This is a genomic window from Rhizobium sp. C4 (assembly GCF_021026315.1).
Lineage (GTDB): Bacteria > Pseudomonadota > Alphaproteobacteria > Rhizobiales > Rhizobiaceae > Ensifer_A.
Genome location: NZ_JAJNCX010000009.1, coordinates 59,812 through 86,729 on the forward strand (window position 1 = coordinate 59,812; position 26,918 = coordinate 86,729).

The window sequence follows — 26,918 nt, forward strand, 5'->3', positions numbered from 1 at the left end:
AACGGCGCAATCGGGGATCAGAGAGCGGCGATGTTGCCTGCCTGAAAGCGCCGGATCGCCCGGACATGCCAGGCATAAAAGACCGCGCACAGCACACCCATGCCGGGCATCAGGATGTGGAGCGAAAGAACCGGCTCGCCGATTGCGGCAGCGACTGCGCCGCCGAAGACGCCGGAACCCATCTGCACGAAGCCGAGCATGGCCGCAGCCGTGCCGGCAATCCGCGGAAACGGCATCAGCGCGGCCGTCGTCATGTGCGGCATGATGAAGGCGATGCCGAAGGCGTAGAAACCGACCGGCACCATGACCGACAGATAGGAGATGGGCAGGAACTGGATCGACAGGAAGGCAAGAATGCTTCCCGCCATAATGAAGCTGAGACCCGGAAGCACCAGCTTTTCCGCCGAGGTGCGGCGCAGCAGCACGCGGAAGAGAATTGACCCGAGGAAATAGCTGCCGGTCTGCGCCATCATGCCGAGGCCGAACTGCGCCGGCGTCAGTCCGGCTTCGTCAATGAGCACGAACGGCAGAACGGTTGCCAGCATGTAAAGCGCGCCGACGGCGAAGCCCACGGTCAGCGATGCCGACATGACCGGCGCGCTCGCCAGCAGCCTGCCATAGGATTTCATGAGGGGTATCGGCGCACCGCGCGCGAGGTCCGGAACCGTGGTTTCCTTCAGCGCGAAAAGCGCAATCCCGATCGCGGTGACCCCAATGCCGGCCATGATCAGGAAAATGCCCTGCCAGGTCGAGAATTCCAGGATCAGCCCGCCGATGGTTGGCGCAATGCCCGGGCCGACGGCGAGCACGATGCCGATCATGTTCATGATGCGGGAGGATTGTTCACCGGTGAACTGGTCGCGAACAATCGCGCGCGACACCGTCGTGCCGACGGAGGCGCCGATGCCCTGGATGAGGCGTGCCGCCATCAGCCATTCGATCGTCGGTGCAAATACCGCCATCAGGCTTCCCGCCAGATAGACGAGCATGAAGATGATGGCTGCCTTGCGCCGACCGATCGCGTCCGATGCCGGACCGGTGACGAGCTGGGCGACCGCAAAGCCGGCAAAATAGAAGGTCAGCGTCATCTTGGCAGACGCGCTGCTGACGCCGAAGGCGTGCGCCAGCGCCGGCATCGCCGGCGTATAGAGAGACATCGAGATCGAGCCGATCATTGTCATGAACGCGCCGATCAGGCTCGTTCGCCGCTCCGACATGAGCGGCCGGGTCCTGACCATCTGCAACGTCTCTGCCTGCGCTACATTCATTCCGTGTCGCGGTCAGCCGCCAGACGGAGCAGGGAGGTTTTGACGGCCTTGAGGGCATTGTCCAGAGCTTCGCGATCATTCTCGCTGATTTCAGTCAGCATTTCGGCAAGAAGGTCTTTCGCCAGCCCGCGGATTTCGCGCAGGATCGGCTCGGCCTTCGGCGTCATCACGACATTGCGGGCGCGGCGGTCGGTCGGATCCGGCAGGCGCTCGACAAGGCCGAGGGTTTCAAGCTTGTCGATGTAACCGCTCATCGTCATCGGCTCGACGCCCATCTTCTCGGCGATCTCGTTCTGCCGACAGCCGGACCGGTGGCCGATATTCAGAAGCGCGCGGGCTTCCCCCGGGGTCAGTTCAAACCCCGCCGTCGCGATGCGCTTCTCAAATACGCTCCGCTGCAGGCGGGCAGTCTCGGCAATTAGGAAACCGATGGATTCCGGTTCGATCATGATATGGGTCCGTTCAATTGGTAAGGTTGTCTTATTATAACAGGCCGATGTTTGCAAGGATTACCGCGTCTTTTTTTGGAACGCCATGTTCCAAAGGGCAAACCTGCCCCTATATTGCCCGTGATAACCGATTCACATGAGGAAAAGCCCTGATGGCCGAAGCAAAAATCAATCCCGCCCTCATCGACTGGAACGGTCGGAATGGTTTGCCGGATTTCGCACAAATATCGGAAAGTGACTTCGCCCCCGCTTTCGACGTCGGGTTCAAGTTGCATGAAGCTGAAATAGACACAATCGCCAACAATCCGGAGGCGCCGACCTTCGAGAATACGATCGTTGCTCTGGAAATCGCCGGCGATGAACTGTCGCGTGTCTCGTCCATCTTCTGGAACCGGGCAGGCGCCGACACCAATGATCTCATTCAGGCACTGGAGCGGGATATCTCCCCGAAGATGTCGCGTCATTATTCCAAGATCGGCATGAACGAGGCGCTTTTCAAGCGCATCGACACGCTTTGGGAAACCCGCGAGGCGCTGAACCTCGATCTGGAGCAGACCCGCGTGCTGGAACGCCACTGGAAAGGCTTCGTCCGCTCCGGTGCGAAGCTTCCCCGCGCAGACCAGGAACGTCTCGCTGCCATCAACGAGCGCCTTGCCTCGCTCGGCGCCAGGTTCGGCCAGAATGTTCTGGCGGACGAGAAGAGCTGGTTCCTCATTCTCGGCGATGACGCCGATCTCGCCGGCCTGCCGGATTTCCTCAAGGACGCCATGGCGGCCCAGGCCGAGGCGCGCGGCGAGAAGGGCAAATATGCCGTCACGCTGTCGCGCTCCATCATCGAGCCTTTCCTGACATTCTCCGAACGCCGGGACCTGCGCGAAACCGCCTTCAAGGCCTGGATTGCCCGCGGCGAAAACGGCGGCGAGACCGACAATCGCGGTGTGATTGCCGAAACGCTGAAGCTGCGCGACGAGAAGGCCAAGCTTCTCGGCTTTGCCAATTTCGCCGAAATGAAGCTCGACAACACGATGGCGAAGACGCCGGAAAACGTGAACGGCCTGCTGATGCAGGTCTGGGAAAAGGCCCGCGTCCGCGCTGCGGAAGAAGAGGCCGACATCGCCAAGGCCATTGCCGCCGAAGGCAAGAACCACGACGTCAAGCCCTGGGACTGGCGGCACTATGCCGAGAAGATTAGGAGCCAGCGCTTCAACTTCTCGGAAGGCGAGCTGAAGCCCTATCTCCAGCTCGAAAAGATCATCGAGGCCTGCTTCGACGTCGCCCGCCGCCTCTTCGGCATCACCGCGACGGAGCTGAAGGATGTAAAGGCCTATCACCCCGACGCCCGCGTTTTCGAAATCCGCGATGCGGCGGGCAAGCTCAAGGCCATGTTCGTCGGCGACTACTTCGCCCGGTCCTCCAAGCGCTCTGGTGCCTGGATGAGCTCCTTCCAGAGCCAGCACAAGCTGACGCTCAAGAACGGCGCGCAGGGTGAAATCCCGCTGATCTACAATGTCTGCAACTTCGCCAAGCCTGCCGAGGGCAAGCCGGCGCTGCTGTCGCTGGATGATGCGCGCACGCTCTTCCACGAATTCGGCCATGCGCTGCACGGCATGCTCTCGGACGTCACCTATCCGACCGTCTCCGGCACGGGTGTCTCGCGCGACTTCGTCGAACTGCCCTCGCAGCTCTACGAACACTGGCTGACGGTTCCGGAGATCCTGAAAACCTATGCGGTTCACTACGAGACCGGTGCGCCGATGCCGCAGGCGCTCCTCGACAAGGTTCTTGCCGCCCGCACCTTCAATGCCGGCTTCGCCACGGTCGAGTTCACCTCCTCCGCGCTAGTCGACATGGCCTATCACACCGCCGCCGAGCCGCCGGCCGACCCGATGGCGCTGGAAGCAAAGGTGCTCAAGGATATCGGCATGCCGGACGCCATGGTCATGCGCCACCGCTCGCCCCATTTCCAGCACGTCTTCGCCGGCGACGGCTATTCGGCAGGATATTATTCCTACATGTGGTCGGAAGTGCTCGACGCCGACGCCTTCTCCGCCTTCGAGGAAACCGGCGATGCTTTCAATCCCAAGATGGCCGAGAAGCTGAAGCTGAAGATCTATTCCTCCGGCGGCTCCATGGACCCCGAAGACGCCTACAAGGCCTTCCGCGGCAAGCTGCCGAGCCCGGAGGCGATGCTGAAGAAGAAGGGGTTGGCGGCTTAAGGACGCGACGGGCAGAGGGGGGTGCCACACCCGCCAACAAAAAACCCGCCGGATCGCTCCGGCGGGTTCTTCAATTCAACCAACCCAAATCTCAGGGCTCGACGAATGCCAGCGGGCGGTCGCCGTTTTCGTCGCGGATGCATGTCTGCAGGCCGATGCGGTTCAGGACGGCGAGGAAGGGCTGCGGCGGCAGTTCTTCGACGTTCACCATCTTCTTCACATCCCATACGCCCTTGGCGATCAGGATCGCAGCGGCAACCGGCGGCACGCCGGCGGTGTAGGAAATGCCCTGCGAGCCCACTTCGTTATAGGCTTCCTTGTGGTCGGCGACGTTGTAGATGAAGACTTCGCGTTCCTTGCCGTCCTTCGTGCCCTTCACGAAGTCGCCGATGCAGGTCTTGCCTTCGTAGTTGGGGGCAAGCGAGGCCGGGTCGGGCAGGCAGGCCTTGACGACCTTGAGCGGCACGACTTCCGAACCGTCGGCGAGCTTGACCGGCTGTTCCGACAGCAGGCCGATCGACTTCAGCACGGTGAAGACGTTGATATAGTGATCGCCGAAACCCATCCAGAAGCGCACATCCGCGCCGTCCATGTTCTTCGACAGCGAATGCACTTCGTCATGGCCGCAGAGATAGGCGCGGCGCGTGCCGACGACCGGCAGGTCATAGTCCTTGCCGATCTCGAACATCTTGTTCACCTGCCATTCGCCCTTCTGCCAAGAATAGACGACGCCGGTGAATTCGCGGAAGTTGATTTCCGGGTCGAAATTCGTGGCGAAATACTTGCCATGGCTGCCGGCATTGATGTCGACGATATCGACATCGGTGATCTTGTCGAAATAGTCGTCCTTGGCGAGCTTGGCATAGGCGTTGACGACGCCCGGGTCGAAGCCGGCGCCGAGAATGGCGGTGATGCCCTTCTCTTCGCATTCGGCGGCACGCTTCCACTCGTAGTTACCGTACCACGGCGGCGTTTCGCAGATCTTGTTCGGCTCTTCGTGGATGGCGGTGTCGATATAGGCAACGCCGGTGTCCATGCAGGCGCGCAGGACCGACATGTTGAGGAAGGCCGTGCCGACATTGATGACGATCTGGGAGTTCGTCTTCGCAATCAGCGCCTTGGTGGCTTCGATGTCGAGCGCGTCGAGTGCATGGGCTTCAAAAACGCCCGGCTGCTTCATCGACTTCTTCTCGTGCACGGAGGCAACGACCGTGTCGCACTTTGCCTTGGTGCGCGAGGCGATATGCAGATCGCCGAGAATGTCATTGTTCTGCGCGCACTTGTGCGCAACCACCTGGGCGACGCCGCCGGCGCCGATGATGAGAACGTTTTTCTTCATGATGGGGACTAAACTCCTTATGTCCAATCGTCAGACACCTTCGTGAAGCCTTGGGCTTCACGACAGGCTTTGTTCGTAGTCCGCGAAGGTGAACTCGCGGACCGTCCTGATGCTGCCATCCAGTTCACGGATGGCGATTGACGGCATTTTCACGCCGTTAAACCAGTTCTTCTTGACCATGGTGTAGCCGGCCGCATCCTGAATGGAGAGGCGGTCGCCGGCTTTCAGCTCATGGTCGAATTTGAATTCGCCGAAAATATCGCCCGCAAGGCAGGACTTGCCGCAGACCATGTATTCGTGCGCGCCCTCGCTCAGAGCCATCTTGGCCGACTGACGGTAGATCAGCAGGTCGAGCATATGCGCCTCGATGGATGAATCCACGATGGCGAGGTTCTTGCCGTTATAGAGCGTGTCGAGCACGGTCACTTCCAGCGTCGTCGACTTGGTGATCGAGGCTTCGCCCGGCTCCAGATAGACCTGGATGCCATAGGTATCGGCAAAGCGCTTCAGCCGGTCGGCGAGCTTGTCGATCGGATAGTTCTCGCCGGTGAAGTGGATGCCGCCGCCAAGGCTCACCCATTTCATCTTGGAAATGAGATGGCCGAAATCCGCCTCGATCTTGCCGAGCATCTCCGAGAAACGATCGAAATCGTCATTCTCGCAATTGTTATGGAACATGAAGCCGGTGATCTTGTCGGCAACGGTCTCGATCTTCGTGGCGTCCCATTCACCCAGCCGCGAATGCGGGCGCGCCGGGTCCGAAATCAGCCATTCCGAGGTGGAGACGCGCGGATTGACGCGGAGGCCCCGAACCTTGGACGCGGACGCGCCGTCGAAGCGTTCCAGCTGGTTGATCGTGTTGAAGATGATCTTGTCGCAATTGTCGACCACTTCGCCGATCTCGTCATCGCCATAGGCGACGGAATAGGCGTGGGTTTCCTTGCCGAACTTCTCTCGGCCGAGCTTCACTTCATAGAGCGAGGAGGACGTCGTGCCGTCCATGTACTCGCTCATCAGGTCGAAGACCGACCATGTGGCAAAGCATTTCAGCGCCAGCAGCGACTTTGCGCCCGAGTTTTCGCGCAGCCATGCGATCTTCTCCATGTTCGGGAGAAGCTTCGCCTTGTCGATCAGGTAATAGGGTGTTTTCAGCATCAATCCTAAAGTCCGTGCCCCGGAAAAGATGTGCGCCGAAGGCCAAAAACCTGACCCCGGCGCGCGAAGCGGCCCCCTTACCCCGGATGGGGTCAGGAAACAATGCCCTAACGCGATTATGTGTCGGGAAAGTTACAGAAGCCGGCCTGCGGTTCATCAAGAAGATAAATCCCGTCTTCAAAACTATTGAGCCGTGTCGCCTTGTGGCACAGGGTCAAATCTGAGATTCGAAAAAAGAAAATTCTAAAATAAAGATCAGGCGGCAATCCCCATGAAACCGGAAATCTTCAAGCTCGCGGTCATCCTCGCGCTGCTCGGCGCGGTCGGCCCTGTCGCGATCGATATGTATATTCCTGCACTTCCCAAGATCGCCGCCGATCTCCATGCCGATGCGGCCGCCGCGCAATGGACGCTCATGTCCTTCTTCTCGGCCTTCGGCATCTGCCAGCTCGTCTACGGCCCGGCCTCCGACAGTTTCGGCCGCAAGCCGCCGCTCTATTTCGGGCTCGGCCTTTTCCTGGTCGCCTCTGCCGGATGCGCGCTCGCCCCCTCCATGGGCTGGCTGATTGCCGCCCGCTTCGTGCAAGGGGTAGGGGCTGCCGCCGTCATGTCGATCCCGCGCGCCGTCATTCGCGATCTTTATACCGGCAGTGACGCGACACGGCTCATGTCCACCATCATGCTCGTCACCTCCGTCTCGCCCATGCTCGCGCCGCTTGGCGGCAGCGGGCTGATGACGGCCTTCGGCTGGCCGGCAGTGTTCTGGTTCGCGGCGGGCACGGCGGGCGTCAGCATCCTGCTCACCCGCTTTGGTCTGAAGGAAACGCTGCATCCCGAATACCGCACGCCCTTTGAGCTGAGCGGCATGATCGCCGCCTTCAAGGTGCTGATCCGCGACCGCAATTTCATCGGCCAGACGCTGATCGGTGGCGCCGGCATGGCGAGCTTCTTCGCCTTTCTGGCCACCGCCCCCTTCCTCTACACGCAGCATTTCGGCCTGACGTCCACGCAGTTCAGCCTGGCTTTCGCACTCAATGCACTCGGCTTCTTCGGCTCCAGCCAGTTCGCCGCCAATCTGGGCAACCGCTTCGGCCCCATGCCCGTCGTGCGTTTCTGTGTTGGCGGTTTTGCGACGGCAACGGTGCTGCTCTTCATCGTCTTTGCGACGGGTATCGGCACATTCGCCATGCTGGTCGGCCTGCTGATTGTCGCCAATGCCTTCCTCGGCCTTGTCGTTCCGACCGCCATGGTCCTGTCGCTGGAAGAGCATGGGCCCATCGCCGGCACGGCCGCCTCGCTCGGCGGCACGATGCAGATGCTGATCGGGGCTGCGGCCATCGTCGGTGTCAGCGCCATCTTCGACGGCACGCCGGTGACGATGACGGGCGCGATTGCGCTATGCGGCATTGTCGCGCTGGTCGTCTCGCTGCTGATGCTGGGCAAGCGCCGCCCGGTCGTGGCCTGATCTGCTTTCTGTTTGAAGTCTGATCCGATCCTCGCTTCGCGCCGGTCGGATCAGGCTTTCGGCGGCTTCAGCGAGAAGCCGTGCTTGGCGAAGAACAGCGCGCTCATATAGGCATACCACAGGCCGAACGAGTAACCGGCAATGACGTCGCTGAGATAATGCGCGCCGACCATGATGCGCGTCAGCGCCAGGAAGCCGCCGATGATCAGGACCGGAACGCGGATCGCGGGAAACAGCACCGCCAGCGCCATGGCCATCGCGCCATCGGTGGTCGAATGGCCGGACGGGAAGCTCTCGTAGAGATGGCCCGAGAAGGCCTTGAAATGAAACGCCCCTTCCGCATCGAAAAGCGGCGGCCGGGCGCGGCCGATGATACGCTTGACGACGTTGCCGATGATGCCCGACAGCGCGACGCTGAGGAAAACGTAAGCCGAGGCTGTCGCCGTATAACGCCATTTCTCGCGCGTCGCGGCGAGATCCGCCCGCTCGTAGGCCAGCATGGCAACGCCGAAGAGGATGCCGGTCAGCGTCAGGCTCCACCAGGATTTTCCGATATCGGTCGTGGTTTCGGCCAGGATCCTCAGCCAGTCCGGCTGGTGGCGCGCGGCAATCGTCAGCGCGCTGTCGCGATAGACCATGGCCAGCACAACGAGAACGACGGTAATCGCGGCCCAGGTTTTCCAGCGGATCGGGGGAGTGGAGGCGGAGTACAGCGCGCGGCGTTCCGCGAGCCAGTTCAAGAAGCCGTCGAGGCCCATCATCTGCGTCAGTCGCCTTTCGCAACAGGATCCACCTGACGGCGGATCGGAAACAAGGGGGTACGGCCCTTTAGATGTTCGGAGCGCCGCGCCGTTTCAACGGGTGCGACGCTCCGACACATTTGACAATGATCAGGCGGACAGTGCCTGGAACTCGGCGAGGATGGCATCGCCCATCTCGACCGTGCCGACGCGGGTAGCGCCTTCGGCCATGATGTCGCCGGTGCGGATGCCCTTGTCGAGAACGTTGGCGATCGCCTTCTCGAGATTGTCGGCTTCCGTGACCATGTTGAACGAATAGCGCAGGCACATGGCAAACGAGGCGATCATGGCGATCGGGTTGGCAATGCCCTTGCCGGCAATGTCCGGAGCCGAGCCGTGTACGGGCTCGTAAAGCGCCTTGCGCTTGCCGGTCTTGGCATCCGGTGCGCCGAGCGAAGCGGACGGCAGCATGCCGAGCGAGCCGGTGAGCATGGCGGCAACGTCGGAGAGCATGTCGCCGAACAGGTTGTCGGTGACGATCACGTCGAACTGCTTCGGCGCGCGCACCAGCTGCATGCCGCCGGCATCCGCGAGCATGTGCTCGAGCTTGACGTCGGAATACTTGTCCTTGTGCGTCTGCGTGACGACCTGGTTCCACAGAACGCCCGACTTCATGACGTTGCGCTTTTCCATCGAGCAGACGGTATTCTTGCGCGTGCGGGCCATTTCGAAGGCGACCGAGGCGATGCGCTCGATTTCGTAGGTGTCATAGACCTGCGTGTCGATGGCGCGCTTCTGGCCGTTGCCAAGATCAGTGATCGTCTTCGGCTCGCCGAAATAGACGCCGCCGGTCAGTTCGCGGATGATGAGGATGTCGAGACCTTCAACCAGTTCCGGCTTCAGCGAGGAGGCCGATGCCAGCGCCGGGTAGCAGATGGCGGGACGCAGGTTCGCGAAGAGTTCCAGATCCTTGCGCAGACGCAGGAGGCCCGCTTCCGGGCGGACTTCGTAAGGAACGGCATCCCACTTCGGACCGCCGACAGCGCCGAAGAGAACGGCATCCGCTGCCATGGCCTTGGCCATGTCGCCTTCGGAAATCGCCGCGCCATGCGCATCATAGGCGCAGCCGCCGACGAGACCTTCGTCGGTGACGAAGTTCGCACCCTTCGCCTCGTTCATCCAGGCAATGATCTTGCGGACTTCCGCCATGGCTTCCGGGCCGATGCCGTCGCCGGGCAGGAGGAAGAGATTGCGCGCTGTCATGTCGAAAGTCTCCTGAAAATCTTGGGTAATGGCGGGGTTCTTATAGCGGGAAATCCCCCATTTCAAGCGCCAGAGCGTCCTTGGCGGTACGGTTCGGTGTTTCCACGGGAGCGACATGAAACATGCAAGGACGCATGGGGCGGCGCGATCATCTCTGGAACATTGCAGACCAATCCGGCATTTTAGGTCTCACAGTTTGCAAACCGGGAGGAAATTGCATGAAGCACTGGATCATTGCCGCATCTGCAGGCCTTCTCTTGGCGGGATTGGGGGCTGGCGCCGCCAGCGCCGAACCGCACCATCGCCGCCACCACCACCATTGGCATGGCGAGCATCGTCACCATCGTCCTCCGGGCGTCTGGATCGATCGTGGCTTCGTCCGCATCGTGCCCCCGCGGCGCCATCATCGTCGCGAGTGCTGGTATGAAAATCGCGTCGGCCGCGACCGTTTCGGGTATCGTGAGCTCTACACAGTGCGTGTCTGCCGCTAATTTCCGGGGCTGACAGGTCAGTAGTCGGTTTTGTAAAAAAGTACAAAAAAACAAGAGACTAGCGGATTGTAACCGCCAAGCCCGCCTCTTCTCGGGGCGGGCTTTTTCGAGTCGGCCCTTGACAATTTGATCAAAAGTTTGGATCAATCGGCCTGACAGAAGACAAAACCAGGCGGAACCAAAGTGGAAAACCGGGACATCACTACCGACCTCGATCAGGACATCGAGAGCATTCAGGCGGTCGTCTGCGACCTCAACGGCATTCTTCGCGGCAAGCGCGTGCCGGTCAGTCAGATCGAGAAAGTTTTGGGCGGTGGTATCCGCATGCCGCTGTCGATCGTGGGCGTGGACGTGTGGGGCGAAGACATCATCGGCTCCGAACAGGTCTTTGTTCACGGCGACAATGACGGCATCTGCGAACCGACAGGCCGGGGCGTCGTGCCGGTGCGCTGGACCCAGCGCCCGAGCGCCATGGTGCCGCTGTGGATGTTTGAAGAAAGCGGCAAGCCGTTCCTGGCCGACCCGCGCCAGGCACTCGCCTCGATCGTCAACCAGTTCCACGAGATGGGGCTTTACCCGGTCGTCGGCTCCGAACTTGAGTTCTACCTGATCGACTCCGAGCCGGACTATCCTGAGCCGCCGATCTCCCCCTATACCGGCAAGCGTCTCGACTCCGACGCGATCCTGTCGATCGACGAACTCGACGACTTCGGCAACTTCTTCTCCGACGTTTATGCCGAATGCGAGCGCCAGAACGTGCCGGCCGATGCGGCTATCGCCGAAAACGGCATCGGCCAGTTCGAAATCACCCTGCTGCACGGCAAGGATCCGCTGAAGGCCGCCGACGACATCATGTTTGCCAAGCGCATCATCAAGGGTGTCGCCCGCAAGCATGGCTTTGCCGCCACCTTCATGGCCAAGCCCTATGGCACGCGCTCCGGCAACGGCATGCACATGCACATGAGCCTGGTCGACAAGGACGGCAAGAACGTCTTTGCCGATGCCGATGGCGAAAATACCGATCTCTTCAAGCATTCGGTTGCCGGCATGCTGAAGGCCATGTCGGAATCGACGCTGCTGTTTGCGCCGCATTTCAACTCCTATCGCCGCCTGCGTCCCGATACGCATGCGCCGACCTCGATCACCTGGGGCTTCGAAAACCGCACGGCGGCCATCCGCATCCCCGGCGGCGGTCCGAAGTCGCGCCGCATCGAGCATCGCGTGCCGGGCGCCGACGCCAACCCCTATCTCGCCATGGCGGCGATCCTGGGTGCGGCCCTTGTCGGCATCAAGAACAAGTGGATGCCGCCGCGTCCGATCGAAGGCCGTGCCTATGGCGAACGCCTGAAGAAGATCCCGTCCGAATGGGGCGGCGCCGTCGATGCCTTCGAGGATGGCGAGATCATGGAAGAGGTCTTCTCGCCTCTGCTCCGCAACATGCTGGTGGCCTGCAAGCGGCAGGAAATCGCCGGCTTTGCCGAGCAGGTTACAGACTATGAATTCAGCGCCTACCTGGAGATTGTGTGATGGCGAAGAACGTATCCTACGCCGGAGACGGCAGCTATCCGGGCTCCTATTACGCCGCTTCGCGCAACATCCAGCGCCAGCCGGTCAAGCTGGAAGGTGATGTCGAGGCCGACGTCTGCATCATCGGCGGCGGCTATACCGGCCTTGCAACGGCGATCCATCTCGCCGAAAAGGGCTACAAGGTCACGATCGTCGAAGGCGCACAGATCGGCTGGGGCGCATCGGGCCGCAACGGCGGCCAGATCGTCAACGGCCTGAATGCCGGCCTCGACAAGATCAAGCGCGCCTATGGCGACGATGCGGCCCGTTTCGTCGGCGGCATGGTGCAGGAAGGCGCCGAGACGATCTATCGTCTCATCGAGACATACAATATCGACTGCGACCTGAAGCGCGGCAATCTCTACACCGCCTATACGAGCGCCCATATGCGCGAGTTCGAAGCCAAGAAGGCGCTCTGGGCCAGCTACGGCATGAACGATCATGTCATGCTCGACCGTGATGCGATCCGCAAGGAAGTCGGCACGGACGCCTATGTCGGCGGCATGCTCGACACGTCGGGCGGCCACATGCATCCGCTGAACCTGACGCTCGGCGAAGCCCGCGCGCTCGAAAGCCTCGGCGGCACGATCTATGAACTCTCGCCCGTCACCCGCGTTGACAAGTCGGCAGTAAAGCCCGTTGTCTACACGGAAAAGGGCAAGGTCACGGCCCGCGTCGTCGTTGCCTGCGGCAATGCCTATCTTGGCACAGTGATCCCGGAACTCACCGACCGTGTCCTGCCGGCCTCCACGCAGATCATCGCGACGGAGCCGCTTTCTGAAGCGCTGGCGAAGAAGCTCATTCCCGGCGACAAGTGCGTCGAAGATGCCCGCTATATTCTCGACTATTTCCGCCTGTCAGCCGATCGCCGCATGCTCTTCGGCGGCGGCACGATCTATGGCGGCACCGATCCGTCGGACATCATTGCGAAAATCCGGCCGAACATGACGAAGGTTTTCCCGGAACTGGCGAACGTCAAGATCGACTACGCCTGGAGCGGCAATTTCGCCATCTCCTTCACCCGCGTTCCGCAGATGGGCCGGCTCGCGCCGAACGTCTATTTCGCCCACGGCTATTCCGGCCATGGCGTCACGGGCACGCATCTCTTCGGCAAGATCCTCGCCAACGCAATCGACGGCGAGCAGTCCCGCTTCGAACGCTTCGCCGCCATGCCCTGGTATCCCTTCCCGGGCGGCCGCATGTTCCGCGCCCAGTATTCCACCATCGGTTCGTGGTGGTATGGCTTCAAGGACAAGTTCGGGCTTTGATCCGAACTTTCCTCACTGTGTGACGAGTGTGGGGCGTTTTAAAGCCGCCCCACCCGCTCTGTCAGCAGATCAAAGAACCCTTCCGCGTCGACATCCTTCATCACCATGGCGTTGTGCGGGCGCTTGGTGACCTGCCACCAGTCGACGACCGTCATGCCGGCCGTGAGCGGGGATTGGGTTTCGATCTCGACATTGCACATGCGGCCCGAGAAGAGCTCCGGCTTGATGAGATAGGCAATCACGGTCGGGTCGTGCAGCGGGCCACCATCGGAACCGTATTTCTCGACATCGAAACGTTCGAAGAAGCCGAGCATGTCGACGATGAATTTCGACACCTTGGTGCCGAGCGCGCCGATCTTCTCGACGCGGCGCTTCAGCGTCAGCACCTTGTGCGTGACATCGAGCGGCATCATGACGACCGGGATGCCGGATTTCATCACGATATCGGCAGCTTCGGGGTCGACATAGATGTTGAATTCGGCGGCCGGCGTGATGTTGCCGCCCTCGAAATAGCCGCCGCCCATCATGACGAGTTCCTTCACGCGCAGCGCGATGTCCGGCGCGCGGGTGAGGGCCGTCGCGACATTGGTCAGCGCGCCGAGCGTGCAGAGCGTAACCGTACCGGCGGGTTCGTTGCGCAGCGTCTCGATGATGAAGTCGACGCCGTGCTGCGGCTGGACAGGCATGCTCGGCTCAAACAGTTCCGGACCATCGAGCCCAGTGGCGCCATGCACATATTCCGCCGTTACCAGCGGGCGCGAGATCGGCCGGTCGCAGCCTTCGTAGACCTTGATGTCGGTCTTGCCGGCGACTTCGCAGACGATGCGGGCATTCTTCGAGGTCAGCGCCAGCGGCACGTTGCCGGCGACCGTCGTGATGCCGAGGATATCGAGTTCCTCCGGGCTGCCGAGTGCCAGAAGGATGGCGCAGGCGTCGTCCTGCCCCGGGTCTGTGTCGATGATGATCTTGCGCGGCGCTGTCATGGCATTTCCTGTAAGTGCGTCTGATTTGCCGCAGAGACTAACGCTTTGCATTCAATTCTCAATCGACTTTTTCCGCCACCTTGCGCTGCCGAAAATCACACACCATATTGGGCACAAGCGTGATGCCGCGATGCCGGGTCCGCTTCAAGTCGCTTACCCCAAGGACTTTGGACGATGACAAGAATGACGACCTTCGCGAGCCCCCTCCTTCTGGGCTTTGACGCCATGGAAAAGACGCTGGAGCGGATTGCCAAGGCGAATGACGGATACCCTCCCTACAATATCGAACGCCTCGCGCCCGATCCGTCCCGCAATTTCGTCGGCGGTCTCAGGATCACGCTCGCCGTTGCCGGCTTCTCCGAAGATGAGCTGGATGTGACGACGGAAGAAAACCAGCTGATCATCCGCGGTCGCCAGACCGAGCAGGGCGAGCGCGACTATCTGCATCGCGGCATCGCCGCGCGCCAGTTCCAGCGTATGTTCGTTCTTGCTGACGGAATGCAGGTGCAGGCCGCTGTGCTCAAGAATGGCCTTCTCTCCGTAGATATCATGAGGCCGGAACCGGAGCGGCTGGTAAGGAAAATTAACATTTCCGTTTCAGAGTAACTACACGGTCGATTGCGCCCGTTCCGCTTCTCTTCCTGAAGGAGGCTCTGAAATGCAGATGAAGCAAGTCCCCGCGGCCCTGTCGCTCAGCGACCTTGCACACCTGGGTGACGGCGAAGTCGCCTATATCCGAAAGATTTCCGCGACCGATGTCGGTCGCTGCTTCCCCGAAGCGCCGGACCTTGATCCGGATATCGATCTCTGGGCGCTTTTCGGCGCCGATGGAACGCCGATCCTGCTCACCGACAACCGCTCCTCGACCTTCTTCAAGGCCGCAGAAGACCAGTTGAAGACGGTCACGGTTCACTGACCAAAGCCACCTGTTCAAACAGGTGGCTAAATTTTCCTGAAAGTCAGATAGGCGGAAGACCGCCCCTCGCGCTTGGCCTTGGCCTCGTAGCGCGTGCTCGGCCAGCCCGCATAGGGCGTCAGCCAGTCGGAGGCGTTTTCCGCCGTCCATTCGAAGCCGCCATGGTCGCGGCAATGCTGCAGCGTCCAGTTCACATAGGTATCGATGTCGGAGGCGAAGCAGAAGAGTCCGCCGGGCTTCAGCACGCGGTGGAAGCGTGTGAGGTTCACCTGGCTGACGAAACGCCGTTTCCAGTGCTTCTTCTTCGGCCACGGATCGGGATAGAGCAGATCGATCTGGTCGAACGCGCCGGCCGGCAGCCAGTCCAGCAGGAGTGCCGCGTCGTCGTTGAAGACACGGATATTGTGCGCGCCCGTCTGCTCGACGCTCGAAAGCAGCTTCGCCATCGAATTGATGAAGGGCTCTACACCGATGAAACCGGTATCCGGTTCGGTCGTCGCGCGGTGGATCAGATGTTCGCCGCCGCCAAAGCCGATTTCGAGGCGAAGGCGGCTGACCGGAACGGGAAAGAGATCACGAAGATCGGCAGGCGCGGGCATGGAGAGGTCGACGAGCCGCTCAGCCAGCAGCGTCTCCATCAGGCGCGCATGGTTGGCACGCAACGCCTTGCCCTTCCGGCGTCCGAAGAAGGCTTCGGAAGCGCGGGTCGGATGGTCTTCGTGATCCGTCATGTCAGCCCTTGATGGCGTCTTTCAGCGCCTTCACGAGGTCGGTCTTCTCCCAGGAGAAGGAGCCGTCACGGCCGGCCTTGCGGCCGAAATGGCCATAAGCCGATGTCTTGGCGTAGATCGGCTTGTTGAGGTCGAGATGGCGGCGGATACCCGTCGGCGACAGGTCCATCACCTTGCGGATCGCAGCTTCGACCTGGTCTTCCGTGACCTTGCCGGTGCCGTGCAGGTCGACATAGATCGACAGCGGCTGGGCAACGCCGATGGCGTAGGAAATCTGGATCGTGCAGCGGTCGGCAAGACCGGCGGCAACGACGTTCTTGGCGAGGTAGCGGGCAGCATAAGCCGCCGAACGGTCAACCTTCGTCGTGTCCTTGCCGGAGAATGCGCCGCCGCCATGGGGCGCTGCGCCACCATAGGTGTCGACAATGATCTTGCGGCCGGTCAGGCCAGCATCGCCGTCCGGGCCGCCGATGACGAACTTGCCGGTCGGGTTGATGTACCAGACGCAATCGTCGGCAATCTTCAGATCGCCCAGCGCTTCGCGGATATAGGGCTCAACGACTTCGCGAACCTTCTTCGAATCCCAGCTGGCATCGAGATGCTGCGTGGAGAGAACGATCGACACAGCCTCGACCGGCTTGCCGTTTTCATAACGAACCGTGACCTGGCTCTTGGCGTCCGGGCCGAGCTTGCCGGCGTCACCCTCGCCCTTGCGGCGGGCAGTGGCGAGCAGCTGCAGGATCTTGTGCGAATAATAGATCGGAGCCGGCATCAGGTCCGGCGTTTCCTTGCAGGCGTACCCGAACATGATGCCCTGGTCGCCGGCACCTTCATTGCCCTGCTGGTCGGACGCGTTGTCAACGCCCTGGGCGATGTCGGCCGACTGCGAGTGCAGGAGAACGTCGATCTTGGCCGTCTTCCAGTGGAAGCCGTCCTGCTCGTAGCCGATATCCTTGATGGCGCGGCGTGCTGCGGTCTTGAACTTGGCCGGGTTGATGACGTCCTGGCCGTTCTTGTCCTTCTTCATCAGGCTCGGCGGCAGGCGAACTTCACCGGCAATGACGACGCGGTTGGTCGTCGCCAGCGTTTCGCAGGCGATGCGCACGCCCCAGGGGTTCACACCGGTCTTGGCCGCTTCGCGATACACGAGATCCACGATCTCGTCGGAAATGCGGTCGCAGACCTTGTCCGGATGACCTTCGGACACGGATTCACTGGTGAAAAGGTAGTTGGCGCGCATCTGGGCTTGATCCCCTCTGGAAGAAATACCGATCGACTCTGTAGCCATTCCGGCTTCAGAAAACAAGCGTAGAAGGACATAATTATATCTTTATGTCATTACCAAATCCCTTATTTTTGCGGGTTTTGGGCTTCATTTCGAGGTTTCAATGCAGTATGGAGGCGCTCATGACCGAACAAGCGCTCCAACCCGCCAACCCCGCAACCGACGCGGCCGTCAACACGAATACCCGCAAGGTGTTCGTAAAGACTTACGGCTGCCAGATGAATGTCTATGACAGCGCCCGCATGACCGATGCGCTGGCCGCTGACGGCTATGCGGAAACGACGGTGCTGGAAGAGGCCGATCTGGTCCTTCTCAACACCTGTCACATTCGCGAGAAGGCGGCGGAAAAGGTCTATTCCGAGCTTGGCCGCCTGCGTGACATGAAGAAGGCGAAAAACGCCGAAGGCCGCGAATTCGTCATCGGCGTGACGGGCTGTGTGGCCCAGGCCGAGGGCAAGGAAATCCTGCGCCGCGCGCCGGCCGTCGATCTCGTGGTCGGTCCGCAGACCTATCATCGCCTGCCGCAGGTGCTGAAGGATGTCCGCGCCGGCCGCAAGCCGGTCGAGACCGATTATGCGCTGGAAGACAAGTTCGAGCATCTGCCGGCGGCTGAAAAAGCGGTGACGAAATCCCGCGGACCCACGGCGTTTCTCACCGTTCAGGAAGGTTGCGACAAGTTCTGCACCTTCTGCGTCGTACCCTATACGCGCGGCTCGGAAGTCTCGCGGTCGCTTACTCAGATCGTGGACGAGGCGCGTAAGCTTGCCGAAGCCGGCGTGCGCGAACTCACCCTTCTCGGCCAGAACGTCAATGCCTGGCATGGCACGGACGCGGAAGGCAAGGCGATCGGCCTCGGCGAACTCATCGCTGCCATTGCCGAAATCGACGGCCTTGACCGCCTGCGCTACACGACCAGCCATCCGCGCGACATGGATGACCGCCTGATTGCGGCGCATGCGACCGAGCGGAAGCTCATGCCCTATCTGCATCTGCCGGTTCAGTCCGGCTCCGACCGTATCCTGAAAGCGATGAACCGCAAGCATACGGCGGCTGACTATATCGCACTGGTCAAGCGCATCCGCGCCGTCAATCCGGAACTGGCACTGTCGGGCGATTTCATCGTCGGCTTCCCCGGCGAGACGGACGAGGATTTCGAGGCGACCATGCGGCTGATCGAAGAAATCGGTTATGCACAGGCTTTCTCGTTCAAATATTCGCCGCGCCCCGGAACACCCGGTGCAGACCTGCCCGACCATGTGTCGGAAGAGGTGAAGTCTGAACGGCTGGACCGCCTGCAAACCCTGCTTTTCCAGCAGCAGCGCGACTTTGCGCGCGCCTGCGTCGGCAAGGAAATCGACCTGCTTCTGGAGAAGGAAGGGCGCATGCCCGGCCAGCTCGTCGGGCGCTCGCCCTGGCTTCAACCGGTAATTATCGACGCGCAAACGACGAAAAGCGGTGACAAGTTAAAAATCGGTGACATTATAAAAGTAAGAATCACCGAAGCCGGTCCAAACAGCTTGTTTGCCGAGGTGGCGGAAAGCTGAAGGTCCGGGACCAACATGGAGCCCGACCGCTTGAACACACACGAAATGGTGCCGCAAACTTCGCGTCAATCCCGCTCGTCCGTCACGGATGCCAATCATTTCGTGCTCACGTTCGAAAACAACCGATACGCCAGCGAACTGTTTGGCCAGTTCGATGAGCATCTGAAGCTCATCGAGGAACGGCTAAGGGTGGATGCGCGGGCACGCGGCAATTCCGTTGCCATTTCCGGTGATCTTCAGGCCACCAATCAGGCCCGCCGGGCGCTCGATTATCTTTACGACCGTCTGCAGAAGGGCGGTTCGGTGGAGACCTCCGATGTCGAGGGCGCCATCCGCATGGCCGTGGCCGCCGACGATCAGCTGACCTTGCCGACGCTGGAGCGGAAGGCCAAGCTGACCATGGCGCAGATTTCCACCCGCAAGAAGACGATTGCTGCCCGCACCCCGACGCAGGATGCCTATATCCGCGCGCTGGAGCGTTCCGAACTCGTCTTCGGCACCGGCCCCGCCGGCACCGGCAAGACCTATCTTGCGGTAGCCCATGCCGCCCAGCTTCTGGAACGCGGCGCGGTCGACAAGATCATCCTGTCGCGTCCCGCCGTCGAAGCCGGCGAGCGTCTGGGCTTCCTGCCCGGCGACATGAAGGAAAAGGTCGATCCCTATCTGCGCCCGCTCTATGACGCGCTTTACGACATGATGCCGGGCGACAAGGTCGAACGCGCCATCACCGCCGGCGTCATCGAAATCGCCCCGCTCGCCTTCATGCGCGGTCGCACGCTGTCGAATGCCGCCGTCATTCTCGACGAGGCGCAGAACACGACCTCCATGCAGATGAAGATGTTCCTGACGCGTCTCGGCGAAAACGCCCGCATGATCATCACCGGCGACCCGAGCCAGATCGACCTGCCGCGCGGCGTCAAATCCGGTCTGGTCGAGGCGTTGCGCATCCTGAAGGAGGTCGAGGGCGTCTCGATCATTCGCTTCCGTGATGTCGATGTCGTGCGTCACCCCCTTGTCGGGCGCATCGTCAAGGCTTACGACGCCGAGTACGAAAAGCCGGAGCCCGTCGCGGATGCGGTGGGGAGCACAAACTGACCGACACGCTCGACATACAGATTTCCATCGAGGAAGGGGACTGGCCCGAAGAGGCCAGTCTTCTTGCTTTATGCGAACCGGTGCTGGCCGCCGCCGAAACCTGGCTGAAGACGAAGGAAAGCCAGCCTTTCCCGAAACATCCGGTCGAGCTTTCTCTTCTCTTCACCAACGATGCTTCGATCCGCGAGATCAATGCGGAATGGCGCGAGCAGGACAAGCCGACCAATGTTCTGTCCTTCCCAGCCTATCCGCTTGAACCCGGCGGCATGCCGGGACCGATGCTGGGCGACATCATTTTCGCCTATGAGACGGTCGCCCGCGAGGCGGCTGAACTGGAAAAGCCGTTCGAGGCGCATTTAAGCCATCTGCTAGTGCATGGTTTTCTGCATCTTTTCGGCTATGATCACATGAACGATGAAGAAGCGACGATCATGGAAGGTCTGGAGACTCGCATTCTCCTGGGGTTGGGCCTATCTGACCCTTATGCGGGAACCGAACTGACCTGATCCTGGAGACAATGAGCGACATATCTGACACGACACGAGCGGCGAGCGATGAAAATGGCTCGTCAGTTTCCGAGGAGGGCGGCAGTCCCTCCGGCGCGCACAAGAACGGCAATCCTTTAAGGAGCTGGGCTGCGCGCCTTTTCAAGCCGTCCAACGGATCGAGCCTGCGCGAGAATATTGCCGACGCGCTCCTTGCCGATCCGGGCAGCAACGCGGCCTTTTCCCCCAGCGAAAGGGCCATGCTGCACAATATCCTGCGCTTCCGCGAAGTCCGCGTCGAGGATGTCATGGTGCCGCGCGTCGATATCGAGGCGGTGGACCAGAGCATCTCTGTGGGCGACCTGATGGTTCTCTTCGAGGATTCGGGCCGTTCGCGCATGCCGGTCTATTGCGACACGCTGGATGACCCGCGCGGCATGGTCCATATTCGCGATCTTCTGTCCTGGATCATGAAACAGGCGCGCAACAAGCGGCGAACCTCCACCCGCGCCGCCTCCGCTGCAAAGGCTGCTGCGGCGGCTGCCGAAACCGAGGAAAAGCCCGCCTCGCGCTTGCCGAAGCCCGCTTTCGATCTCGGCCGCATCGACATCAACAAACCGTTGTCGGAAACCGGCATCGTGCGCCAGCTTCTCTTCGTGCCGCCTTCGATGCTGGCTTCGGATCTGATGGCGCGCATGCAGGCCTCGCGCATCCAGATGGCGCTGGTCATCGACGAATATGGCGGCACCGACGGTCTCGTCTCGCTGGAAGACATTGTCGAAATGGTCGTCGGCGATATCGAGGACGAACATGACGACGACGAGGTCATGATCCGCAAGACCTCTGACGATGTCTTCATCGCAGACGCGCGTGCCGAACTGGAAGAGATCGCCGAGCTTATCGGCTCGGATTTCGACATTCGCGAGCAGCTGGAAGATGTCGACACGATCGGCGGCCTGATCTTCTCCTCGCTTGGTCGCATTCCGGTGCGCGGCGAGGTGGTGCAGGCGCTCCCCGGCTTCGAATTCCACGTGCTGGAAGCCGATCCGCGCCGCATCAAGAAGGTGCGCATTACCCGCAAGCGCGTTGCGCCGCGCCGCCGCGTGCAGACCAAGGGCGAGCAGGAACTGGAGCCCATGGCCGTCCAGTCGGCAGGCCCGGGCAAGCCTCCCGCCCTAGATTGAGCGCAATTTCGTGGACGTTCGGCCCGGTCGGCGGGCCGGACGCATGCGGTCTTGCATCAATTCGGGCGTGAAGCATGGAAAGACTGGCAAACGGCGTCATCTTGAGCTGGGGATGGAAGCGGGCGCTGATCGCGCTTGCCGCAGGCGCCATCGGGGCGCTGGCCCTGCCACCACTCAACGTCTTCGCCGCCATGTTCGTTGCCTTTCCGCTGCTCGTCTGGCTGATCGACGGCACGGCCGGCTCGCCTGAAAGCGGAATTCTCGGCCGCATTCTTCCCGCCTTTGCCATCGGCTGGCTCTTCGGCTTTGGCTATTTCGTCGCCGGCCTCTGGTGGCTGGCGAGCCCGCTTCTCGAAGATCCCGACTTCAAATGGGCCATTCCGCTGGCTGTCGTTGGCCTTCCCGCCGTGCTTGCGATCTTCTACGGGCTGGCGGTCGCGCTTGCCCGCCTGCTCTGGCCCGATGGCCTTGGCCGCATTGCCATGCTTGCCGTCGCCTTCGCGATCCTCGAATGGCTGCGCAGCTTCGTGCTGACCGGCTTTCCCTGGAATGCGATTGGCTACACCGCCATGCCGATCCCGATCATGATGCAGCCGGTGCGGCTGATCGGCGTCGAGGGCATGACGCTGCTGGCCGTCTTTGTCTTCGCGATGCCCGCACTTCTCGGCACCGGCAAGGGTGCCCGGATCGGCATCGCGCTCGCCGCCCTGCTTCTCGCCGCCGATTTCGGCTATGGCCATTGGGCGATGCAGCGCTTCGCGGCCCGGCCCGGCAAGAGCGAGATCAGCGTCCGTCTCGTGCAGCCCTTCATCGGGCTCGATGATGGCGACACCGACGAGAGCCGCAACGCCATCTTCGACAAGCTGCTGACGCTTAGCAAGCTTCCGCCCGAAGGCGGCAAGAAGCCGGACCTCATCGTCTGGCCGGAAACCGCAATTCCCTTCATCCTCACCGAAAAGCAGGAGGCCTTCACGCGGCTGGCCGATCTGCTGCACGACAAGCAGACGCTGATTGCAGGCACGGTCCGCGCCGAGGATGCGGGACCCGGCTCGCCGCGCCGCTACTACAACTCTGCCTATGTGTTCGACAGCGAAGGCCAGATCGTTTCTGCCGCCGACAAGGTGCATCTCGTGCCCTTCGGCGAATACATGCCCTTTGCCGATCTTCTGCGGTCATGGGGCGTCGATACGATTGCGGCCCTGCCGGGTGGCTATACCGCCGCCGTCAGCCCGAACCTGCTGACGCTGCCCGGCGGCCGCCAGCTCTATCCGCTCATCTGCTACGAGGCGATCTTCCCGGAGGAAATCGGTCCGGCCGTGGCCCGCGCTTCGGCGCTGATCAACCTCACCAATGACATCTGGTTCGGCCGGACACCCGGCCCGTATCAGCATTTTCACCAGGCGCGGGTGACCGCCGTGGAGCTCGGTTTGCCGATGATCCGCAGTGCCAACAGCGGTATATCCGCAATAATTGCCGCGGATGGACAAATTATTTCTGGGGCTGGAATACACACCACTGGTTTAGTCGATTCAACCTTCCCGCTAAAATCTGTTTCATCCTTGAACAGTTCTGCACGAAGTACAAACTTTTGGTTGTTGACCGTGCTAATTTTCCTCCTTGCCGCTTTTTCTCGCGTTAGTTTTATTTTCCGTTAGAATTGACCAGAAACCCCTTAAAATGCATAGTGCGGCGCGATGGTAGATATACCCTGTTGCGCGAAGGTGGAGGCGTAACCGACGGGCGAAGTCTTGCCTCAAAGTTATGAAACTGTGCAGCCGGGTTACACCGCAGCTAGTCAAGTCAGGGCACTTAAATGGTCGTTAACAAGAAAAAACCGAACCCGATCGACATTCACGTCGGCAGCCGTATCCGCCTCCGGAGAACGATGCTTGGCATGAGCCAGGAAAAGCTTGGTGAAAGTCTCGGGATCACGTTCCAGCAGATCCAGAAGTACGAGAAGGGCACGAACCGCGTCGGCGCAAGCCGTCTCCAGAACATCTCCAACATCCTGAATGTTCCGGTTTCCTTCTTCTTCGAGGACGCGCCCGGCGACACGTCGTCCGGTCAGGCCGGCATGGCCGAAGCATCGAGCTCCAACTATGTCGTCGACTTCCTGTCGTCGTCCGAAGGCCTGCAGCTCAACCGCGCGTTCGTGAAGATCAGCGATGCCAAGGTGCGCCGCAAGCTGGTTGATCTGGTCAAGGCGCTCGCCGCCGAGGCCGACGTCGACTGACGTCTGGGTTGTAGACGTGAGTTTTGATAAGCCCTGGGCCGCGATGCCCGGGGCTTTTTCTTTGGGGCTGCGAAATTGGTTTCGCAACCACGCAAACGCCTTTCTTTAAATCGATTGGTGTCTTAAGACTCAGGCCCGAACGGTCAAACTTTCGCGTCAGGGCAACTGGCTGCGACCCGAGGAGAGAAGAGATGCAATCCATCGTCAAAGCCCTTCGTGATGTTGTCGCCGAAACGGCCGCAACCGATATCCGCGCCGCCTTTGCGGCCGATCCGGAGCGCTTCTCCCGCTACAGCATCGGTCTTGGCGATCTGCTGCTCGATTTCTCCAAGACCGCCGTCAACCCGAAGATCATGACGCTGCTGGCCGACGCCGCCGAAAAGGCAGGCGTGGCCGCCAAGCGCGAAGCGATGTTTGCCGGTGAAAAGATCAACCTGACGGAAAAGCGCGCCGTGCTCCACACGGCGCTCCGCAACCGCGCCAACACGCCCGTCATCGTTGATGGCGCCGATGTCATGCCCGACGTCAACGCCGTGCTCGCCGCCATGGGCGCCTTTGCGGACGGCATCCGCTCGGGCAAGATCGCAGGTGCCACCGGCAAGAAGTTCACCGATATCGTCAATATCGGCATTGGCGGCTCCGATCTCGGCCCCGCCATGACGACGCTGGCGCTGGCGCCTTATCATGACGGCCCGCGCGCCCATTACGTCTCCAATGTCGATGGCGCCCATATCGCCGACACGCTGAAGCTGCTCGACCCGGAAACGACGCTCTTCATCGTCGCCTCCAAGACCTTCACCACCATCGAGACGATGACGAACGCGAAATCGGCCCGCGCCTTCATCGCCGATAAGCTCGGCGAGGCGGCTGTCGGCCATCACTTCGCCGCCGTCTCCACCGCCCTCGACAAGGTCGCCGCCTTCGGCATCGATGCGGCCCGCGTCTTCGGCTTCTGGGATTGGGTTGGCGGTCGCTATTCCATCTGGTCGGCTATCGGCCTGCCGCTGATGATCTCGGTCGGCCCTGAAAACTTCGGCGCCTTCCTCGACGGCGCCTATGCGGTGGACACGCATTTCCGCTCGGCCCCGTTTGAAAAGAACCTGCCCATGGTTCTCGGCATGGTCGGCTGGTATCAGCGCAATGTCCTCGGCTACACGTCCCGCGCGGTCATTCCTTACGACCAGCGCCTGTCGCGCTTTGCCGCCTATCTCCAGCAGCTCGACATGGAATCGAACGGCAAGGGCGTCGTCATCGAAGGTGCGCCGGTGGATGGCTCGTCCGGCCCGGTCGTCTGGGGCGAGCCCGGCACCAATGGCCAGCATGCCTTCTTCCAGCTGCTCCATCAGGGTACGGATATCATCCCGGTCGAATTCATGATCGCCGCCAATGGCTTCGAGCCCAAGCTGCGCTATCAGCACGAGTTGCTGATGTCGAATTGCCTGGCGCAGTCCCAGGCGCTTCTGAAGGGCCGCACCAAAGCCGAGGCAAAAGCGCAGCTTCTCGCCCAGAAATGGGCCGAAGACGAAGCCGAAAAGATCGCCCCCCACCGCGTCTTCACCGGCAACCGCCCCTCGATCACCTTCGTCTACGACAAGCTGACCCCCTTCGCGCTCGGCTGCCTGATCGCGCTCTACGAACACCGCGTTTTCGTCGAAGGCGTCATGTTCGGCATCAACTCGTTCGATCAGTGGGGGGTGGAACTGGGCAAGGAACTGGCAACGGGCCTGTTGCCGGTTGTGCAGGGTGCCAAGGGCACGGACGGGCTGGATTCGTCGACCGCGGGGCTGGTTGCGGCGCTCAAGGGGCGGGTGGAGTAAGGCTTGCTCCGACGTCAATCTCCCCCCTTGAGGGGGAGATGTCAGCGAAGCTGACAGAGGGGGTGCCGCAGGCCCCGAAAACATGACGAGGGAATGAGTATGCCGCACCATACCCCCCTCTGCCCTGCCGGGCATCTCCCCCTCAAGGGGGGAGATTGGCTGGAGTACTCACTCCATCATCAAAATATGATTCCGCACCACCGGATAGATTTCATTGTTCCAGTGCCGGCCGTTGAACACGCCATAGTGTCCGACATTGGCCTGCAGATGGTGCCGCTTCAGATGCGGGCGTAGCGAATTGCAGAGATCATGCGCGGCGGCCGTCTGGCCAAGCGCGCAGATATCGTCGCGGCCGCCCTCGACCGTCAGAAGCGCCGTCTTGCGGATCGCACCCGGATTGACCGGTCGGCCCATATAGTTGAAGTCGCCGGTGGCAAGTTCGGCCTTCTGGAAGATGCGGTCGATGGTCTCGATGTAGAATTCTTCCGTCAGATCCAGTACCGAGAAATACTCGTCGTAGAAGGTCTTGATCTTCTCGGCTTCCTTCGTCTCGCCCTTGGCGAGGTGATCATAGAGCTTGGCATGCGCCTTCTTGTGGCGCTCCATGTTCATCGACATGAAGGCGATCAGCTGCAGGAAGCCCGGATAGACCTTGCGCCCGCCGCCGGCATAGCGATAGGGCACGGTCGAGATCATCGAATTCTCGAACCATTCCAGCGATTTCTTCACCGCCAGTTCGTTCACTTCGGTCGGGCTTTCGCGCGGATCGATGGGACCGGCCATCAGCGTCATCGTCTTCGGCGTCGCCGGATGGTTCTCTTCCGACATGACGGAGACGGCGCAAAGCGCCTGCACGCAGGGCTGACAGACGGCGAGAATATGCGCGCCCGGCCCGATCTCTTCCAGGAAGCGGATGATGTAGGTGATATAGTCTTCGACGCCGAAATGCCCCTCGGACAACGGCACGTCACGGGCATTGGTCCAGTCGGTGATATAGACGTCATGGTCCTGCAGCAGCGTCTTCACCGTGCCGGCGAGCAGGGTCGAGAAGTGCCCGGACAAGGGGGCAACGACCAGCACGCGCGGCTGAAGCGCGTCGATATCCTTGGCGAAATGCAGGAGCTTGCCGAAGGGCAGGTCGAGAGCGACCTCTTCGCGCACCGGCACGACCTGATTGCCGGTCGAAACCTCCTTGATGCCGAAATCGGGGCGGGAATGCGTGAGCTCGAACCGCGAGACCATTTCAAGGGCTGCCAGGAACTGCTGGTTCGCGTCGCGCGTCAGCGGCCCGAAGCCCCAATTGCCCATGCGCATCCAGAATTTCGCTGCCTTGCGGAAGGGACCGATCAAGTCGTCCTGCAGCTGGTAGGCCTGATAAAGCATAAGGGGGCAATCTCCTTCTTGTGCAATGCAAAAAGCTAGTGC

24 protein-coding genes are annotated in these 26,918 nt (G+C 61.1%); 14 read left to right on the plus strand and 10 right to left on the minus strand.

The features are described from left to right. Positions 1 to 17 precede the first annotated feature (17 nt). Together LQK84_RS16055 and LQK84_RS16060 are read right to left on the minus strand one after the other, a co-directional pair. A complete protein-coding gene (locus tag LQK84_RS16055; RefSeq protein WP_230829739.1) occupies positions 18 to 1,238 on the minus strand; it encodes a multidrug effflux MFS transporter in 1,221 nt (406 codons plus the stop codon). A gap of 26 nt (positions 1,239 to 1,264) precedes the next feature. After that, positions 1,265 to 1,717, minus strand: coding sequence for a MarR family winged helix-turn-helix transcriptional regulator (locus tag LQK84_RS16060; protein WP_230829740.1), 453 nt, complete (start codon positions 1,715 to 1,717; stop codon positions 1,265 to 1,267). Between the two features lie 152 nt (positions 1,718 to 1,869). Between LQK84_RS16060 and LQK84_RS16065 the strand changes: the two genes are divergently transcribed. After that, positions 1,870 to 3,933 (plus strand): M3 family metallopeptidase, encoded by a 2,064-nt coding sequence (locus LQK84_RS16065; protein WP_442966971.1) that lies wholly within the window; start codon positions 1,870 to 1,872, stop codon positions 3,931 to 3,933. A 91-nt stretch (positions 3,934 to 4,024) separates the two neighbouring features. Here LQK84_RS16065 and LQK84_RS16070 read toward each other — a convergent pair whose 3' ends face one another. Next, the gene (locus LQK84_RS16070) at positions 4,025 to 5,272 is read right to left on the minus strand and encodes a saccharopine dehydrogenase family protein (RefSeq protein WP_230829741.1); all 1,248 of its coding nucleotides are present in this window, start codon (positions 5,270 to 5,272) and stop codon (positions 4,025 to 4,027) included. 57 nt (positions 5,273 to 5,329) lie between these two features. After that, positions 5,330 to 6,427, minus strand: coding sequence for a carboxynorspermidine decarboxylase (locus LQK84_RS16075; protein ID WP_230829742.1), 1,098 nt, complete (start codon positions 6,425 to 6,427; stop codon positions 5,330 to 5,332). A 271-nt stretch (positions 6,428 to 6,698) separates the two neighbouring features. On the opposite strand from LQK84_RS16075, the gene LQK84_RS16080 reads away from it, so the two are divergent. Continuing rightward, complete coding sequence (locus LQK84_RS16080) at positions 6,699 to 7,892, plus strand: multidrug effflux MFS transporter (protein WP_230829743.1); 1,194 nt, start codon at positions 6,699 to 6,701, stop codon at positions 7,890 to 7,892. A 50-nt stretch (positions 7,893 to 7,942) separates the two neighbouring features. Here LQK84_RS16080 and LQK84_RS16085 read toward each other — a convergent pair whose 3' ends face one another. Both LQK84_RS16085 and leuB read right to left on the minus strand, forming a co-directional pair. Further along, on the minus strand, positions 7,943 to 8,653 hold the full coding sequence (locus LQK84_RS16085; RefSeq protein WP_230829744.1) for a phosphatase PAP2 family protein: 711 nt from the start codon (positions 8,651 to 8,653) through the stop codon (positions 7,943 to 7,945). Between the two features lie 129 nt (positions 8,654 to 8,782). After that, entirely contained in the window at positions 8,783 to 9,895 is a 1,113-nt protein-coding gene (gene leuB / locus LQK84_RS16090) for a 3-isopropylmalate dehydrogenase (RefSeq protein WP_230829745.1), read from the minus strand. Between the two features lie 218 nt (positions 9,896 to 10,113). On the opposite strand from leuB, the gene LQK84_RS16095 reads away from it, so the two are divergent. The 3 genes from LQK84_RS16095 to LQK84_RS16105 all read left to right on the plus strand — a co-directional run bounded on the left by LQK84_RS16095 (position 10,114) and on the right by LQK84_RS16105 (position 13,220). Beyond that, positions 10,114 to 10,386, plus strand: a complete 273-nt coding sequence (locus LQK84_RS16095) for a hypothetical protein (RefSeq protein ID WP_230829746.1) — start codon at positions 10,114 to 10,116, stop codon at positions 10,384 to 10,386. Between the two features lie 183 nt (positions 10,387 to 10,569). Further along, the gene (locus LQK84_RS16100) at positions 10,570 to 11,913 is read left to right on the plus strand and encodes a glutamine synthetase family protein (protein WP_230829747.1); all 1,344 of its coding nucleotides are present in this window, start codon (positions 10,570 to 10,572) and stop codon (positions 11,911 to 11,913) included. Next, positions 11,913 to 13,220, plus strand: a complete 1,308-nt coding sequence (locus LQK84_RS16105) for an NAD(P)/FAD-dependent oxidoreductase (protein ID WP_269072136.1) — start codon at positions 11,913 to 11,915, stop codon at positions 13,218 to 13,220. The genes LQK84_RS16100 and LQK84_RS16105 overlap by 1 nt, the downstream gene beginning before the upstream one ends. 38 nt (positions 13,221 to 13,258) lie before the next feature. Here the strand turns inward: LQK84_RS16105 and LQK84_RS16110 are convergent, their stop codons facing one another. Beyond that, entirely contained in the window at positions 13,259 to 14,203 is a 945-nt protein-coding gene (locus LQK84_RS16110) for a nucleoside hydrolase (protein WP_230829749.1), read from the minus strand. A 174-nt stretch (positions 14,204 to 14,377) separates the two neighbouring features. On the opposite strand from LQK84_RS16110, the gene LQK84_RS16115 reads away from it, so the two are divergent. Continuing rightward, positions 14,378 to 14,809, plus strand: coding sequence for an Hsp20 family protein (locus LQK84_RS16115; RefSeq protein WP_112630797.1), 432 nt, complete (start codon positions 14,378 to 14,380; stop codon positions 14,807 to 14,809). A gap of 52 nt (positions 14,810 to 14,861) precedes the next feature. Further along, positions 14,862 to 15,119: a DUF1150 family protein gene (locus tag LQK84_RS16120; protein ID WP_230829750.1), complete on the plus strand. Its 258-nt coding sequence runs from the start codon at positions 14,862 to 14,864 to the stop codon at positions 15,117 to 15,119. Positions 15,120 to 15,145: 26 nt separating this feature from the next. Here the strand turns inward: LQK84_RS16120 and trmB are convergent, their stop codons facing one another. Continuing rightward, positions 15,146 to 15,850 (minus strand): tRNA (guanosine(46)-N7)-methyltransferase TrmB, encoded by a 705-nt coding sequence (trmB, locus tag LQK84_RS16125; protein WP_230829751.1) that lies wholly within the window; start codon positions 15,848 to 15,850, stop codon positions 15,146 to 15,148. 1 nt (position 15,851) lies between these two features. Continuing rightward, positions 15,852 to 17,090 carry a methionine adenosyltransferase gene (gene metK, locus LQK84_RS16130; protein WP_230829752.1) on the minus strand — a complete coding sequence of 413 codons (1,239 nt, stop codon included), beginning with the start codon at positions 17,088 to 17,090 and terminating at the stop codon, positions 15,852 to 15,854. 167 nt (positions 17,091 to 17,257) lie between these two features. Here metK and miaB point away from each other — a divergent pair, with 167 nt between their 5' ends. The 7 genes from miaB to pgi all read left to right on the plus strand — a co-directional run bounded on the left by miaB (position 17,258) and on the right by pgi (position 25,493). After that, entirely contained in the window at positions 17,258 to 18,679 is a 1,422-nt protein-coding gene (miaB, locus tag LQK84_RS16135; RefSeq protein WP_230829753.1) for a tRNA (N6-isopentenyl adenosine(37)-C2)-methylthiotransferase MiaB, read from the plus strand. Between the two features lie 30 nt (positions 18,680 to 18,709). Beyond that, positions 18,710 to 19,774: a PhoH family protein gene (locus LQK84_RS16140; RefSeq protein ID WP_230829754.1), complete on the plus strand. Its 1,065-nt coding sequence runs from the start codon at positions 18,710 to 18,712 to the stop codon at positions 19,772 to 19,774. Next, positions 19,771 to 20,280, plus strand: a complete 510-nt coding sequence (gene ybeY, locus LQK84_RS16145) for an rRNA maturation RNase YbeY (RefSeq protein ID WP_230829881.1) — start codon at positions 19,771 to 19,773, stop codon at positions 20,278 to 20,280. Before LQK84_RS16140 ends, ybeY begins: the two co-directional genes overlap by 4 nt. Positions 20,281 to 20,291: 11 nt before the next feature. Then, entirely contained in the window at positions 20,292 to 21,443 is a 1,152-nt protein-coding gene (locus LQK84_RS16150; RefSeq protein WP_230829755.1) for a hemolysin family protein, read from the plus strand. A 74-nt stretch (positions 21,444 to 21,517) separates the two neighbouring features. Continuing rightward, on the plus strand, positions 21,518 to 23,098 hold the full coding sequence (gene lnt / locus LQK84_RS16155; protein WP_230829756.1) for an apolipoprotein N-acyltransferase: 1,581 nt from the start codon (positions 21,518 to 21,520) through the stop codon (positions 23,096 to 23,098). 158 nt (positions 23,099 to 23,256) lie between these two features. Continuing rightward, complete coding sequence (locus tag LQK84_RS16160; RefSeq protein WP_230829757.1) at positions 23,257 to 23,676, plus strand: helix-turn-helix domain-containing protein; 420 nt, start codon at positions 23,257 to 23,259, stop codon at positions 23,674 to 23,676. Between the two features lie 191 nt (positions 23,677 to 23,867). Further along, entirely contained in the window at positions 23,868 to 25,493 is a 1,626-nt protein-coding gene (gene pgi / locus LQK84_RS16165) for a glucose-6-phosphate isomerase (RefSeq protein ID WP_230829758.1), read from the plus strand. 168 nt (positions 25,494 to 25,661) lie between these two features. Here pgi and LQK84_RS16170 read toward each other — a convergent pair whose 3' ends face one another. Further along, positions 25,662 to 26,876, minus strand: a complete 1,215-nt coding sequence (locus LQK84_RS16170) for a polyhydroxyalkanoate depolymerase (RefSeq protein ID WP_230829759.1) — start codon at positions 26,874 to 26,876, stop codon at positions 25,662 to 25,664. Between the last annotated feature and the right edge of the window lie 42 nt (positions 26,877 to 26,918).